Below are 15,854 nucleotides of genomic sequence, written 5' to 3'. Positions count from 1 at the left end.
TCCGACCTGCCATGACCTAGGCTCTTGGGGTCGGCAGGCCATCCATCACCAACCAGTGAGCCACACACGGGCGGGGTCAGGATCAGATGAACGCAATACCCGGTTCACCGGTCGAGGAGCTCCTGCCGGAGAACGCGGCTGGTCAGGGCCCCTCACCCAGTGGTCTCGACCACTGGGCCCGGCGGGCCGCCCACCGGTTCGGGCCCGCGCTCGCGGTGTTCGGCGTGGTCAAGCTGCTCGGGTTCGCCGTCTTCATGTGGCTGCTCAACTCCTCAGGAGATTTCAAGCACAAGGAGCCGCGCTTCGGTGGCGGCGCCCACGCCTGGGACGTCCTGCAGAGCTGGGACGGCTGGTGGTACCAGCAGGTCGCCGCCAACGGCTACCACCCCCAGCTCGTGCTGCTCCCGCCCGGTCAGTGGATGACGCACGACCAGAACTCGGCTGCCTTCTTCCCGCTCTACCCGGGCTTGATGCGGTTGGTCTCGGATGTCACCGGTCTGGGCACCTACGGCGCCGGGATGGTCGTCTCCGTCCTCTCCTCTTTCGTCGCCGCGGCCGGCATCTACGCCGTCACCGCCCACCTGACCGACCGCCGGGCCGGCATCTTGGCCGCCGCGATCTGGGGCCTCTTCCCCGGCTCCGGCGCCGAGTGGGCGGTCTACTCCGACTCGCTCTTCGTCGCGCTGGCCGCCTGGGCCTGCTACGCGGTGCTCACCCGCCGGTGGATCGAGGCCGGGGTGCTCACCCTGATCGCCGGGCTCAACCGCCCGACCGCCTCCGCCCTGATCGGCGCCCTCGGCGTGGCCGGCCTGTTCGCGCTGTACCACCGCCGGGACGGCGTCTGGCGCCCGCTGCTCGCGATGGCGATCGCCCCGCTGGGCCTGTTCGGCTACGTGGCCTGGGTCGGCTGGCGGATGGGGGAGTGGACGGGGTACTTCACGCTCCAGCGCGGGGCCTGGATGCACTTCTTCGACTACGGCCGGCACACCATGTCGGTGCTGCGCGGCGTGGTCTTCGGCCACACCGACTACTACTTCGCGTACCCGACCGAAGACCTGATCGCGCTCCTGCTGGTCTTCTCCCTGCCGATCCTGGTCTTCCTGCTGGTGCGGATGCGGGTGCCGGTCTTCCTCCTGGTCTACACCCTGGTCACCGTCGTCCTGGTGCTCGGCAGCCAGCAGATCTTCGGCAACACCTCCCGCTACCTGCTGCCCGCCTTCCCCCTCTTCCTCCCGCTCGCCGTCGCCCTGCGCCGGCTGAGCAACGCCTCGCTCGCCTTCGTCCTCACCCTCACCGCCCTGGCCTCCGGCTGGTACGCGGGCTACGTCCTCTTCGAGCTCGGCATCCCGTAGACCGGCCCCACCGCTACTGCGGGGCGACCGGCATCGCGTCGAAGCCGTCGAACAGGTACGCGTACACCTGCGCCAGGTAGTACCCCAACGCCCGCCGGTCCGGGAACGCCACGTACGTCAGCGCGTACCACTGCTCCACCGGCATCGGCTGCCGCGCCAGGTGCGCCAACCCCGCCCGCACCACCTCCCGGTAGTCCGGCCACGCCCCGCCGAAGGTCTCCTTCAACATCCCGAGGTCGTCCACCGCCTCCACCCCGAGCACCCCGGCACAGAAGTTCACGAACCGCCGGTCCACCCCCGGCACGTCCAGCCCCAACTCCGCCAACGGCACCGTCACGGGGTCGAGCGACCCCCCGGGGTACGGGTACAGCGTGGTGTTCCACAGCTCCCCGGCCCCGGCCGGCCCCTGCGCCCCGACCCCCGCCGCCGGCCGGTACACCCCGTACACGTGCGCCCCGGTCAGGAAGTCCCCGTACACGTACTGCAGCTCCCCGTCCGCCCCGTACGGCTCCGCCGGATCGATCGCGATCGCCGTCGCGTTCCCCCGCCCGTCCAGCCAGTACCCGTACACCTCCCCGTACGGCAGCACGGGCGCGAGGTCGCGGTCCCGCAGCGCGGCGGCCCGCAGCGCATCGTCCGCCTTGACCAGCGCCTCCTCACTGTCGAACCGACTGGCCCAGGGGCCGGTACGCGGCGGCAGTTCGTCACGCAGGGGCATGGCGCGGGGGCTCCTCGTCGTAGAAGTACTCGTAGAGATCTACCAGAAAGGCGTACAGCTCGGCCTCGGACGCGAACTCGGACTGGGTGAACAGCTTCCAGTCCCGCACCGAGAACGGTTTCTCCTCGATCAGGTACCGCAGACCGGCCCGGACCAGTGGTCTCTCCCGCGCCCAGAGGTCGTACATGTACAGGTGCTTGATCACCTTCGGATGGAACGCCCACAGGTAGAATTCCCGGATTTCCTCGCTCTCGCACCATCCGGGAATGTCACAGGGCGTCGGATCCAGGAAGGAGACCCACGGCGGACCATAGGAATCCGGCTTCGGCCGGTGCTCGTCCGGCAGCGTCGGAATCCGGTCGGACCCCAGGTAGTAGTACTCGTACACCTGGAGCAGGTAGCCGTACAGCTCGCCCTCGGCGTAGAACATCCACTTGGTCAGGTCGTACCAGTCGCTGATACTGAACGGCTGCCGCTCCAGGATGTACTCGAAACTCTCCCGGAGCAGCACGTTGTCCCGGTGGAAGTCCCGCCAGTCGTCCACGTAGTTGATCAGCTCGGGCTGGAACACGGAGGCGAACCAGGCGGGCAGCCGGCTGTGCTCGTTCCACCCGGGGACCGGCCAGTTCCGCGCAGTCATGAGACCGGATTGTGCGCGTGATCCGGCTTCGGGAACATCGTCGCCAACGTATACCCACCCTTTCCGTCGGGGTAGTACCACGCTTCGATAGACGCGCCCTCGAAGTTCACATTCCGATAATTCGGCCCGGTCGGGCCCATCGGATTCGTGGGGTCAAGATAATACCCCTTGAACTTGTCGCGGTGATCTCCCGGCCCCCACGCCTCCTCCGGTGTCAACCTGGCCGGGTGGGGCGGCCCTTCGCCGAGGTCGATCTTCTGGCGCGCCCGCAGCTCGGCGTACATGTACGCCTCTTCGTCCTTGAAGGCCGTCGAGTAGTTGTCACAGGTGTGCTTCTTCGGGTTTCCGTACTGGTCGACCTTCTCGTAGTCGTCGTACCGGACCGCCTCCGGACGGTTGGGGCCTTCCGGGCCGTGCAGCGGGTCGATCTTGTCCCGCGAATTCAGGAAGCCGTTCTCGTTCCGGTCCCACACCATCTCGTACTGCGCCGGCTGACGGACCGGCCGCCCCCGGTCGTCACGAACCGTCTCCTGCGGCCTCCGCCGCCGCTCCTGGAACGGCTTACCCAGCCGGGCCTTGAGCTGGTCGTCCGAGACCCGCAGGTGCCGTCCGGGCCCGTGGCCCTGCTTCGCCAGCTCGTCGACGCGCTCGCGGACCTGCTTGTCGTACTGGTGCTGCAACGCCTCCCGGCCGGGTATCGACTGGCCGTCCCCCAGCTTGATGCCGTGCTTGTTGAGGGAGGTGCGGTCGCCCTTCAAGCCCTCCCGGACGGCCTTCTCGGCCTCGTCGAGGTTCTTCTTGGTGATCTCCAGGCCGTGGCCGAGGGAGCGGTGGGTGCCCGCCATCGCCTTGGACATGTCCTTGATCATCGAGTCGACCACCGGCCGGACGGCCTTCTCGACCAGCTTGCCGAACTTGCCCCGGCCCAGGACCTTGCCCTGGGTCGCGGAGTCGAGGGCGCGCGAGTGGTGCTCGACCCGGTCGGCGTGCTCGTGCGCCTTGCGCGCGCCCGCGCCCAGGTGCTCCGGGTGCGCCCGGAAGCCGCCGCTCATGCCGCGCCCCCCAGCGCCTTCTCCACACCGTCGAAGACCAGCCCGCCGACGGCCTTCTCGATCTCCGCCTGGAACGGCTCGATCGCCATCGAGACCAACTGCCCGATGATCTCCTGCTCGATCTGCTGGAGGATCGCGTTGACCACCCGCTTGCCGGCCTCGACGATCACCACGTTCGCCGCCTCCGCCAGCCCCAAGGTCGCCACCGCCGCCGCCTGCTCGGCGGCGAACTCGGCGGCCATCGCGACCAACTCGGCGATCACCGCGCCCTTGGCGACCACGATCCCGTCGGCCGCCAGCTCCAGCCCGGTGGCCAGCACCCCGCAGCAGTCGATCAGCACCGTGTGGTGCTCGGCCGAAGCCCGGCTCCAGCGGTCGACCAACGCCTCGTAGGAAGCCCCCTGGTAGCTGGCGGCCAGACCCTGCACCATGGCGTGAGTGTCGTCGTGGGCACCCTGCAGCCCGGCGGCGAACTCCCGCACGTGCCCCGCCCAGGCCCGCAGTTCGTCCTCGTCCACGTCAGGCCAGTTCAGCCCGAGCAGGTTCATCACCCAGACCAGCTCGCCCGGCAGTTCGATCGACATACCGCCCACCCCCTGCCCGGCATCCTCCCAAACGCCTCCCACAAGCCCCCCACCAGGGTCTTGCACCGACCGATCGTTCGGTTACGCTGGGGTGCGTCCCGTCCGCCCCTAAAAGGAGCGCGCCATGACCGCACCGGCCGACCACCCCTTCGTCGCCGAACTGATCGACCGTCACCAGCAGACCCTCACCGGTGCCCTGGAAGCCTCCGCCTCGCGCGACTACTGGTCGCCGTACCCGGAGTTCGCCAAGGCCTACGGCGAGACGGGGCAGGCCGACGGCCAGGCCGCCTTCGAGGCGCTGCTGGACGCTCCGTTCACGATCGAGGGGCACCCGGGCAGCGGGGAGCTGGTCGGCGGCGAGACCTCGCCGTACGGGCCGGTGCTCGGCATCACCTACCCGCACGCCGAGCCGCAGGCGCTGATCGCGGCCCTGACGGCCGCGCAGCCCGCCTGGGCCGCCGCGAGCCCGGCCGCCCGCGCGGCCGTCTGCCTGGAGATCCTGGCCCGGATCAACGCCCGCAGCCACGAGTTCGCGCACGCGGTGATGCACACCACCGGCCAGGCGTACGGGATGGCCTTCCAAGCCGGTGGCCCGCACGCCCAGGACCGCGGCCTGGAGGCCGTGGCCTACGCCTACTTCGAGCAGACCCGCATCCCCGGCCGGGCCCACTGGACCAAGCCGCAGGGCAAGCGCGACCCGCTCACCATGGTCAAGGACTTCACCGTGGTGCCGCGCGGCCTCGCGCTGCTGATCGGCTGCAACACCTTCCCGACCTGGAACGGCTTCCCCGGCCTGTTCGCCTCGCTGGCCACCGGCAACCCGGTGCTGGTCAAGCCGCACTCGCGCGCCACCCTGCCGCTGGCCCTCACCGTGAAGATCGCCCGCGAGGTGCTGGCCGAGGCCGGCTTCGACCCGAACCTGGTCTGCCTGGCGGCCGAGCACGAGGGCGGGACGGTCGCGGCCACCCTGGCCACCCGGCCCGAGGTCAAGATCATCGACTACACCGGCTCGACCACCTTCGGCGACTGGCTGGAGACCAACGCCACCCAGGCCCAGGTCTACACCGAGAAGGCGGGCGTCAACACCGTCGTCATCGAGTCGACCGACAACTACAAGGGCATGCTGGGCAACCTGGCCTTCTCCCTCTCGCTCTACAGCGGCCAGATGTGCACCACCCCGCAGAACCTGCTGATCCCCCGCACCGGCATCCGCACCGACGAGGGCGACAAGAGCTACGACGAGGTGGTCACCGACCTCGCCGGCGCGATCTCCGGCCTGCTCAAGGATGACGCCAAGGCCGCCGCCATCCTCGGCGCCGTGGTCAACCCGGGCGTGCTGCAGCGCACCGCCTCCGCCGCGAACGGCGAATACGGCGACCTGGCGCTCGCCCCCCGCGTGGTCACCTCGCCCGAGCACCCGGCCGCCGTGATCCGCACCCCCGCGCTGGTCCGCGCCGACTCCGACAAGCCGGACGACCGCGCCGCCTTCCTCGCCGAGTGCTTCGGCCCGGTCAGCTTCGCCGTGGCCGTCGACTCGGCCGAGGCCGCCGTCGAGCTGCTGCGCCGCACCGTGCGCGAGCAGGGCGCCATGACGGCCGCCGCCTGGACGGTCTCCGAGGAGGTCGAGGCCGCCCTGGTCGACGCCTGCCTCGACGCCGGCGTCTCCCTCTCCCTCAACCTCACCGGCGGCGTCTTCGCCAACCAGACCGCCGCCTTCTCCGACCTCCACGGCACCGGCGCCAACCCGGCCGCCAACTCCGCCTACTGCGACGGCGCCTTCGTCGCCTCCCGGTTCCGCACCGTCGAGGTCCGCCGCCACAGCTGACCCGCACAAAACTCCGGTCCCCGTACAACCTTCGCCCCGTCGGACGTGTCCGACGGGGCGAAGTGCATTCCACAGCCTTGCCATGGGGGACAGTCATCAACACGCGCCGCATCGCCGCCCTCGCCGCAGCCACCGTGCTCGGCACCCTGAGCCTGCCCGGCATCGCCACCCCGGCCGGCGCCGCCGTCACCGACCTCTACGTGGACAACAGCGCGACGGCCCACTGCTCGGATGCCGGCCACGGCACCATCGCCCAGCCGTACTGCACCATCTCCACCGCCGCCGACCGGGTGCTGCCCGGCCAGACCGTGCACATCGCCGCGGGCGAGTACCACGAGAACGTCCGCCTCACCCGGTCCGGGACGGCCGACGCACCCATCACCTTCACCGGGGTCGGAGCGGCCGTCGACACCTGGCGGACCTCCAGCCCGCCCAGCGGCGTTCGGTACACCTCACTCGGACTGGCCTCCGCCGCTCCGGCCCTGACCGTCACCGGAGCCTCCCACGTCCGCTTCCAGGACATGCAGTACGTCAGCGGAGCGAGCGCGGTGGTGGTCGACGGCGGCTCCGACATCCGGATCTCCCGCGGGGTCGCCCGGAGCGCGCCGGACAACTCCGCGTTCTTCGTCGACGAGTCGGCCCAAGACGTGACGATTAGTCAGATCCAGTACTACGGTGCACATTTCGCCCACCTCTCCGAGGGCACGAAGGGCACCGTGCTGTCCACCAACAGGATCTGGAACTGGACGGTCCCGTCGAGGAACGCACCGATCATCGAGGCGGTCTCGGCGCCCGGCACGGTCGTCGTCGGCAACAGCATCACGCAAGCCTGCAGCAACGAGGCCGTCGCGCTGACCGGTGCCTCCACGGGCAGCACCGTCGAGAACAACGTGATCGAGGCGTACAGGTGCGGCGACCAGTCGCAGTCCGTCCAACTAGAGGTCGCCGCCGAGGCCGTCGGCGGCACCAAGGTCGCCTACAACTCCTACGCCAGCGGTCCGGTCCCGGCCTACCGATGGGCGGGCAAGACCTACTCGTCCAGCGCGGACTTCACCGCCGCCTCGGGGCAAGGCGCCCACGATGTGGTCGGCCCCGTCGACCTGTACAACCTCCGGCAGACCGGTGACCAGGGCGACCAGCCCTCGTCGATCTTCGACTCGGCCGACGAGAACGCCCCCGGCATGACCGACCGCGACATCACCGGCGAGCCGGCCGTGGACGACCCCTACGCGCCCGACACCGGCACCGGCTCGGGCCACCGCGACCGCGGCGCCTACGAGATCACCAACTTCGCCACCCGCTACACCCCCACCGGCCCCACCCGGATCCTTGACACCCGCAACGGCACCGGCGTGGGCCGGGGTGCCGCCGTCCCGCCCGGCGGCACCGTCACCCTCCCGGTGGCCGGTCTGAACGGCATCTCCGCCGGGCTCACCGCCGTCACCATGAACGTCACCGTGACCGGAGCGGCCGGTCCCGGCTACCTGACCGTCTACCCGCACGGCGAGGACCGCCCCACCGCCTCCAGCCTCAACTGGACGGCCGGCCAGACCGTCCCCAACCTCGTCACCGCCAAGGTGATCGACGGCAAGGTCTCCTTCTACAACGGCAGTAACAGCACCGTGCACGTGGTCGCCGACCTGCTCGGCTCCTACGGGACGGCCGGCAGCGGCTACGTCAGCACCACGCCCACCCGCCTGCTCGACACCCGCAACGGCACCGGCGCGGCCAAGGCCCCGCTCACCAACGGCCGCCCGATCGAGCTCCAGGTCGCGGGCCGCGGCGGTGTCCCGGCCGGCGCCATCACCGCCGTCACGCTCAACGTCACGGCCACCGACACCAGCGACCACGGCTACCTGACGGTCTACCCGCACGGCACCGACCGCCCGACCGCCTCCAATCTCAACTGGACGGCCGGCCAGACCGTCCCGAACCTGGTCACCGTCCCGGTCAAGGACGGCAAGGTCAGCCTGGTCACCGGTGGCACCAACGGCACCGTGAACGTGGTCGCCGACGTGGCCGGCTACTTCACCGCCACCGGCGGCGACCGCTACCACGCGCTCACCCCGACCCGCGTACGGGACACCCGGATCGACCCGTGGCTCCCCGACGCCGGGCTGGGCCACCCCGGCCCGATCACCCCGCGCCGGGCGCCCGGCTTCTCGGCCAAGACCGAGGACCAGAACGCGCGGTCCGTCTCGCTGAACGTCACCGTGACCGGCGGCACCGCTCCCGGCTACCTCACGGTCTACCCCTCCAACCCGGGCAACCTCCGGCCGCTGGCCTCCAACCTCAACTGGACCCCGGGCCAGACCGTCGCCAACCAGGTCGTCGTCGGCCTGGGTGGCCGTGACGACGACTACTACAACGGCAGCGAGGGCACCGTGCACGTGGTCACCGACCTGAACGGCTATTACGCCCCCTGAGAGACCGGATCGCCCCCGTACAACCTTCGCCCCGTCGCAAGCATCCGACGGGGCGAAGGTACTTTCCAGACCGAACCAGCCACGAGGGGATCGCCATCAACACCCGCCGCACCGCCGCACTCGCGGCAGCCGCCGCACTCGCCGCCCTGAGCATCCCGGGCATCACCACCGACGCGAGCGCGGTCGCCACCGACCTCTACGTCGACAACTCCTCGGCCGCGCACTGCTCCGACGCCGGCCACGGCACCACCGCCCAGCCGTACTGCACCGTCCAGGCCGCCGCCGACCTCGTCCAGCCCGGGCAGACCGTGCACATCGCCCCGGGTCTATACGACGAGAAGGTCACCCTCACCCGCTCCGGCACCACCGACGCGCCCATCACGTTCACCGGCGCCAACCAGAGCGCGGCGAACGGTTCGCACCAGGACACCCGGATCGGAAACGCGCGCGACTACGGGCACGACCACGCCCTCGTCCTCCAAGGTGCCTCCCACGTCCGGGTCCAGAACCTCACCGCCTACGGCGAGTACGGATCGGTCGTGATCGACGGTGGCTCCGACCTCGTCTTCGGCCGGAACCAGGTCCATGCGACCGTGTTCGGCGACCCGGGGATCGACGTCAAGGGCAACGCCCGAGCAGTGACCATCCGGCAGAACTCCGTGTCCGGCTACATCAGGCTCAACCCGGGCGTGCGAGACACCGTCATCGCCACCAACATCATCAGTGGTGGGGAGCCCGGCCACCCCGCGGTGGAGGCCGACTCGGCACCCGGCAACACCATCGTCGGCAACACCTTCGCCTCCGGCGACCTCGGCGCGATCGGCCTTCGCGGTGCGTCCGGCGGCAGCACGGTGGAGAACAACCTGATCAGGGCCTGGGGCACCACGGCCAAGGACCCCGTGCTGGTGGACGTGGCCGCCGAGGCGGTCACGGGCACCAAGATCGCCTACAACTCCTATCCGCAGGGCGGTGTACCGGCCTACCGCTGGGCCGGGAAGACGTACACCACCACCGCCGACTTCACCGCCGCCTCCGGGCAGGGCGACCACGACATCATCGGAGACACCTCCGCGCCCGGTTGGAAGTCCGCCGACGGCGGGCCCTCCCCCATCGTCGACGCGGCCGACGAGAACGCCCCCGGCGCGACCGACCCCGACATCAACGGCGCCTCGCCCGTCGACAACCCCTGGTACCGGAACAGCGGCACCGGGACGAGCCGCCGCGACCGGGGCGCGTACGAGATCACCGACATCGGCGCCTACTACACCCCGCTCGGCCCCGTACGGGTGCTCGACACCCGCAACGGCACCGGTACGACCGCCCGAGCCGTCCCGGCCGGGGGTACCGTCGATCTCCAACTCGCCGGGCAGAACGGCGTGCCCACCAGCGGCCTGACTGCCGTCAGCATGAACGTCACCGTCACCGGGACGACCGGTCCGGGGTACCTCAGCGTCTACCCGCACGGCGACACCCGCCCGGTGGTCTCGAACCTCAACTGGACGGCCGGGCAGACCATCCCCAACCTGGTCACCGTCAAGGTCAAGGACGGCAAGGTCTCCTTCTACAACGGCAGCCAGGGCACCGTGCAGATCGTCGCCGACCTGCTCGGCTCCTACGCCGCCGCCCCCGGTGCCGGCTTCACCAGCACCGCCCCAGCCCGGCTGCTGGACACCCGCGACGGCACCGGCACCTCCGCCAAGGCCCCGCTCCCGGCCGGCCGCACCATCGACCTCCAGGTCACCGGCCGGGGCGGCGTCCCCGCCACCGGCGTCACCGCCGTCACGCTGAACATGACCGTCACCCGGCCGACCACCGCCGGCTTCCTGACGGTCTACCCGCACGGCACGGTCCGGCCCACCGCCTCCAGCCTCAACTGGACCACCGGCCAGACCATCCCCAACCTGGTCACCGTCCCGGTCAAGGACGGCAGGGTCTCCCTCTACTACGGCGGCGGCAACGGCACCGTCGACGTCATCGCCGACGTGAACGGCTACTTCACCGCCACCGGGGGCGACGCCTACTTCGCCATCGACCCCTACCGGCAGCTCGACACCCGGTCCGACGACTGGATCGCGGTCGACTACACCGACGACGGCCCGATCGGCCTGCACCCCGGCCCGATCGCCGCTCGCCGGGCACCGAGCTTCTGGTACTCCCGTCTCCAGTTCCCGGCCACCGCCGTGGCGATGAACGCCACCGTCACCGGCGGCACCGCCCCCGGCTACCTCACCGCGTACCCGACGGGGACCGACCGACCGCTCGCCTCCAACCTCAACTGGACGGCTGGCCAGACCATCGCCAACCAGGTGGTGACCAAGACCGGCGGCAACGGCGCCGACGACTTCTACGACGGCAGCGACGGCCCGGTGCACCTCGTCCTCGACGTCAACGGCTACTACTCCCACTGACCGTCAGTCGGTGGTCCCGGGTACCACCTTCGCCCCGTCGCAAGCACCCGACGGGGCGAAGGTCCCACCAGACCAGAGGTTCTTCCAACCACCAGCCATCCGGGGGATCGCCATCAACACCCGCCGCACCGCCGCAGTCGCCGCAGCCGTCGTGCTCGGTACCCTGAGCCTGCCCGTCACCACCGCCGTCGCGAGCGCAACCCTCACCGACCTGTACGTCGACAGAGCCGCCGCGCACTGCTCGGACACCGGCCAGGGCACCGCCATCCAGCCGTACTGCACCATCGGTGCCGCAGCCGATACCGTCCAGCCCGGCCAGACCGTGCACATCGCCCCCGGCGACTACCCGGAGCAGGTCACCCTCACCCGCTCCGGCACCGCCGGTGCGCCGATCACCTTCACCGGCGCCGGCGCCGCCATCGACCTCCAGCGGACCTCCAGCCCGCCCAGTGGTGTCCAGACCACCGTGCTCGGCAAGCCTGCCTCCGGCGGTGCCAAGCCCGCACTGACGATCGCCGGGGCTTCCCACGTCCGCTTCCAGGACATGCAGCTCGCCGGTGCCTCGGGCACGGTGACGATCGAGGGCGGCTCCGACATCCGGCTCTCCCGTGACCAGTTCGTCGGCACCGGTGGCAGCGGTGCCGCGATCGAAGTCGGCGGAGCAGCCCAGGGAGTGACCATCAGTCAGACCGAGAGCCGGGTCACCCCCTTCGTCCACGTCGCCCCCGGGGCCAGGGACACCGTACTGTCCACCAACGCCGTCCCGAACGCGGACTCCAGGTCAGGGCCGGTGATCTCCGTGGACTCGGCCCCAGGCACGGTGATCGTCGGCAACACCCTCACCCAGGGCTGCGCGGAGGTCATCGCAGTCATGGGCGCCACCACCGGCGCCACCATAGAGAACAACGTGATCCAACCGTTCCTCTGCAGCAACCGGCCGCAGTCGGGCCAGGTCAGCGTCACCGCCGCAGCGGCGAGCGGCACCAAGGCCGCCTACAACGTCTACCCCACCGGCGGCGGCCCGATCTACCAGTGGGCGGGCACGGCTTACTCGTCCTTGGCCGAATTCGCCGCCGCCACCGGCCAGGGTGCCCACGACCTCGTCGCCGACACGCCCTTCGTCCCGTGGTACGGCGCGACCGACCGGCCTTCCCCGATCTTCGACTCGGCCGACGAGAACGCCCCAGGCATGACCGACACCGACATCACCGGTGAGCCCGCCGTCGACGACCCATGGGTGCCCGACACCGGCACGGGCTCCGGCCACCGCGACCGGGGCGCCTACGAGGTGGCGAACTTCGCCACCCGCTACACCCCCACCGGCCCTACCCGGATCCTCGACACCCGCAACGGCACCGGGGTGGACAAGGCCACCGCCGTCCCACCGCACGGCACCATCGACCTCCAGGTCGCCGGTCTGGGCGGTCTCCCGGCCACCGGCATCAGCGCCGTCACCATGAACGTCACCGCGACCGGAGCGGCCTGCCCCGGGTACCTCACGGTCTACCCCCACGGCGAGGACCGCCCGCTCGCCTCCAGCGTCAACTGGACCGCCGGGCAGACCGTCCCCAACCTCGTCACCGCCAAGGTGATCGACGGCAAGCTCTCCTTCTACAACGGCAGTAACAGCACCGTGCACGTCGTCGCCGACCTGCTCGGCTCCTACCGCCTCGACGGCAGCGGATACCACGCCACCGCGCCGAGCCGCCTCCTCGACACCCGCGACGGCACCGGCGCCGCCAAGGCCCCACTCATCAACGGCAAGCCGATCGACCTCCAGGTCACCGGCCGCGGCGGCGTCCCCGCCACCGGAGTCACCGCCGTGACCCTCAACGTCACGGCCACCGGCGCCACCGACCGCGGCTACCTCACCGCCTACCCGCACGGCACCGACCGCCCCACCGCGTCCAACCTCAACTGGACCGCCGGCCAGACCGTGCCCAACCTGGTCACCGTCCCGGTCAAGGACGGCAAGGTCAGCCTGGTGGCGGGTGGCACCAACGGCACCGTGGATGTGGTCGCCGATGTCTCCGGCTACTTCACCGTCACTGGCGGCGACAGCTACCACGCGCTCACCCCGACCCGCATACGGGACACCCGGGTCGACCCGTGGATCCCCGCCGATCAGGGCCCATGGCATGCAGGTCCGATCGCCCCGCGCCGGGCACCGGTCTTCACCGCCAAAACCCGGGACACCGCGGCAACCGCCGTCTCGCTGAACGTCACCGTGACCGGCGGCACCGCTCCGGGCTACCTCACGGTCTACCCCTCCAACCCGGACAACCTCCGGCCGCTGGCCTCCAACCTCAACTGGACCACCGGCCAGACCGTCGCCAACCAGGTCGTCGTGGGCCTGGGTGGCCGTGACGACGACTACTACAACGGCAGCCAGGGCACCGTGCACGTGGTCACCGACCTGAACGGCTACTACGCCCCCTGAGAGACCGGATCGCCCCCGTACAACCTTCGCCCCGTCGAGTGAGTCTGACGGGACGAAGGTTCTTCAGGCCATCATCCCGGGGGAGATCACCATCAGTACCCGTCGCACCGCCGCCCTCGCCACAGCCGTCGCGCTGGGCGCACTGAGTCTGCCCGCGCTCACCACCACCGCGAACGCCGCCGTCACCGACCTGTACGTGGACAACGCCGCCGCCGCGCACTGCTCGGACACCGGCCACGGCGCCGCCGACCAGCCGTACTGCACCATCGGAGCCGCCGCCAAGGTGGTGAACCCGGGCCAGACGGTGCACATCGCCGAGGGCAGCTACCCCGAGACCGTCACCCTCACCCGCTCCGGCACCGCCGAGGCCCCGATCACCTTCACCGGGGCGGGCGCGGGCCTGAGCACCCTCGCACCCGTCGGGTCCAAGCCCCGGACCACCCTGGTCGGCGCCTCCGGCCAGTCCGGCCCCGACCAGGCCCTCGTGCTGGACCACGCCTCGCACGTCCGGATCCACGACCTCGCGCTCGCCGGCCTCAAGGGCGCGGTGACGGTCGACGGCGGCTCCGACCTCACGCTCTCCCGGGCCCGGATCACCTCCTCCTCGGCTTTCCGGCCCACCATCGAGGTCAAGGGCGCAGCGCAGGGCCTGACCGTCCAGCGGACCACGGGCGCCGGAGCGCCGTACCTCCACCTGAGCCCCGGCGTCGAGGGCACTGTGGTCTCCACCAACGACTTCGGCGCGGAGCTGGACCGCATCCCCGCGCTGGAGGCCGACTCGGCCCCCGGCACGGTGATCGTCAGCAACACCATTGCCCGGAGCGAGAACGTCGGGATCGCCGTGACGGGCACGGCCACCGGCACCGTCGTCGAGAACAACGTGCTCAGCGGTCTCTCCTCGGACAGCCCGCAGATGTACGTGGTGGCTGCCTTGGCCGTCGACGCCGAGGCCGCCCGCGGCATCAAAGCGGACTACAACTCCTTCGCCGGTCCCGGCCGCTACACGTACGACTGGGCGGGCACCAAGTACTCCTACACCAAGGACTTCACCGCCGTCACCGGACAGGGACAGCACGACGGCGGTGACTTCGCCTTCGTGAACTCCTCCTACAGCGACCCGGGCACCGGCTCCTCGGCCATCGACTCCGCCGACGAGTCGGCCCCCGGCATGCTCGACACCGACCTCCGCGGGCTCCGGCCGGTGGACGACCCGTACGCCGCGAACACCGGCACGGGCTCGGGCCTGCGCGACCGGGGTGCGTACGAGATCGATGACTTCGCCGCCCGCTACACCCCGGTCGGCCCGGTCCGCGTGCTCGACACCCGCACCGGCGGCGGCAAGGCCGTCGCCCCGGGCGGCACCGTCGACCTCCCGATCGCCGGTCTGAACGGCCTCCCGGCCACCGGCCTGACCGCCGTCACCATGAACGTGACCGTCACCGGCGGCACCGGCCCCGGCTACCTGACGGTCTACCCGCACGGCGCCGACCGGCCGCTGGCCTCCAACCTCAACTGGACCGCCGGCCAGATCATCCCCAACCTCGTCACCACCAAGGTGAGCGACGGCAAGGTCTCCTTCTACAACGGCAGCCAGGGCACCGTGCACATCGTCGCCGACCTGCTCGGCGCCTACGCCCGCACCGGCAGCGGCTACACCACCGCCACGCCGACCCGGCTGCTCGACACCCGCGACGGCACCGGCGCCGCCAAGGCCCCGCTCACCAATGGCAAGCCGGTCGACCTCCAGATCGCCGGTGTCCGGGGCGTGCCGAAGGACATCACCGCCGTCACCCTCAACGTGACGGCCACCGGCACCACCGACCACGGGTACCTGACCGCCTACCCGCACGGCAGTGCCCGCCCCACCGCGTCCAACCTCAACTGGACGGCCGGGCAGACCATCCCCAACCTGGTCACCGTGCCCGTCAAGGACGGCAGGATCTCGCTCGTCACCGGCGGCACCAACGGCACCGCGAACGTGGTCGCCGACCTCGCCGGCTACTTCACCGCCACCGGCGGCGACACGTACCACGCCCTCACCCCGTACCGCCTGCTCGACACCCGCACGGACAAGGCGGTGGGCCCGTACCAGACCACCCAGCTCCCGACCGGTGTCACCCGGGCCGACTCCGTCGCCATGAACGTGACCGTGACCGGCGGCACCGCCCCCGGCTTCCTGACCGCCTTCCCAGTCGACGCCAACCGCCCGCTGGCCTCCAACCTCAACTGGACCACCGGCCAGACCATCCCCAACCAGGTCGTGGTCAAGCAGGGCTGGCTCTGGGATTCCAGCACCAACATCCAGGGCGTCAGCTTCTACAACGGCAGCATCGGGCCGGTGCAGGTGGTCGCCGACCTGAACGGCTACTACGCGCCCTGATCTCCCGAGCACGACGTACAACCTTCGCC

Annotated in this window: 10 protein-coding genes; 6 read left to right on the top strand and 4 right to left on the bottom strand. The window is 70.7% G+C overall.

Going from position 1 to position 15,854, the window contains the following annotated elements:
* The first annotated feature begins 86 nt into the window (after positions 1-86).
* Complete coding sequence (locus tag CFP65_RS19465; RefSeq protein ID WP_104817365.1) at positions 87-1,352, top strand: hypothetical protein; 1,266 nt, start codon at positions 87-89, stop codon at positions 1,350-1,352.
* Positions 1,353-1,365: 13 nt separating this feature from the next.
* On the opposite strand, the gene CFP65_RS19460 is transcribed toward CFP65_RS19465, so the two are convergent.
* The 4 genes from CFP65_RS19460 to CFP65_RS19445 are packed head-to-tail and all read right to left on the bottom strand — an operon-like array spanning position 1,366 to position 4,346.
* The gene (locus tag CFP65_RS19460; protein ID WP_104817364.1) at positions 1,366-2,070 is read right to left on the bottom strand and encodes a hypothetical protein; all 705 of its coding nucleotides are present in this window, start codon (positions 2,068-2,070) and stop codon (positions 1,366-1,368) included.
* Positions 2,057-2,710, bottom strand: a complete 654-nt coding sequence (locus CFP65_RS19455; RefSeq protein WP_104817363.1) for a hypothetical protein — start codon at positions 2,708-2,710, stop codon at positions 2,057-2,059. Before CFP65_RS19455 ends, CFP65_RS19460 begins: the two co-directional genes overlap by 14 nt.
* Positions 2,707-3,762 carry a hypothetical protein gene (locus tag CFP65_RS19450; protein ID WP_104817362.1) on the bottom strand — a complete coding sequence of 352 codons (1,056 nt, stop codon included), beginning with the start codon at positions 3,760-3,762 and terminating at the stop codon, positions 2,707-2,709. The genes CFP65_RS19455 and CFP65_RS19450 overlap by 4 nt, the downstream gene beginning before the upstream one ends.
* Entirely contained in the window at positions 3,759-4,346 is a 588-nt protein-coding gene (locus tag CFP65_RS19445) for a WXG100 family type VII secretion target (RefSeq protein WP_104817361.1), read from the bottom strand. Before CFP65_RS19445 ends, CFP65_RS19450 begins: the two co-directional genes overlap by 4 nt.
* 124 nt (positions 4,347-4,470) lie before the next feature.
* Here CFP65_RS19445 and paaN point away from each other — a divergent pair, with 124 nt between their 5' ends.
* The 5 genes from paaN (at position 4,471) to CFP65_RS41060 (ending at position 15,825) form a co-directional block, all read left to right on the top strand.
* Positions 4,471-6,171, top strand: coding sequence for a phenylacetic acid degradation protein PaaN (paaN, locus tag CFP65_RS19440; RefSeq protein WP_104817360.1), 1,701 nt, complete (start codon positions 4,471-4,473; stop codon positions 6,169-6,171).
* Positions 6,172-6,248: 77 nt separating this feature from the next.
* Positions 6,249-8,597 (top strand): hypothetical protein, encoded by a 2,349-nt coding sequence (locus CFP65_RS19435; protein WP_158702253.1) that lies wholly within the window; start codon positions 6,249-6,251, stop codon positions 8,595-8,597.
* A gap of 308 nt (positions 8,598-8,905) precedes the next feature.
* Positions 8,906-11,005 (top strand): right-handed parallel beta-helix repeat-containing protein, encoded by a 2,100-nt coding sequence (locus CFP65_RS42150; protein ID WP_104817358.1) that lies wholly within the window; start codon positions 8,906-8,908, stop codon positions 11,003-11,005.
* 10 nt (positions 11,006-11,015) lie between these two features.
* Positions 11,016-13,445, top strand: a complete 2,430-nt coding sequence (locus CFP65_RS19425; protein ID WP_158702252.1) for a hypothetical protein — start codon at positions 11,016-11,018, stop codon at positions 13,443-13,445.
* Positions 13,446-13,641: 196 nt separating this feature from the next.
* A complete protein-coding gene (locus CFP65_RS41060; RefSeq protein WP_104817356.1) occupies positions 13,642-15,825 on the top strand; it encodes a hypothetical protein in 2,184 nt (727 codons plus the stop codon).
* Positions 15,826-15,854 lie beyond the last annotated feature (29 nt).

The organism is Kitasatospora sp. MMS16-BH015 (assembly GCF_002943525.1).
Lineage (GTDB): Bacteria > Actinomycetota > Actinomycetes > Streptomycetales > Streptomycetaceae > Kitasatospora.
Note: the sequence above shows the minus strand (reverse complement) of the source record. Positions and strands in the feature narration are given on the sequence as shown.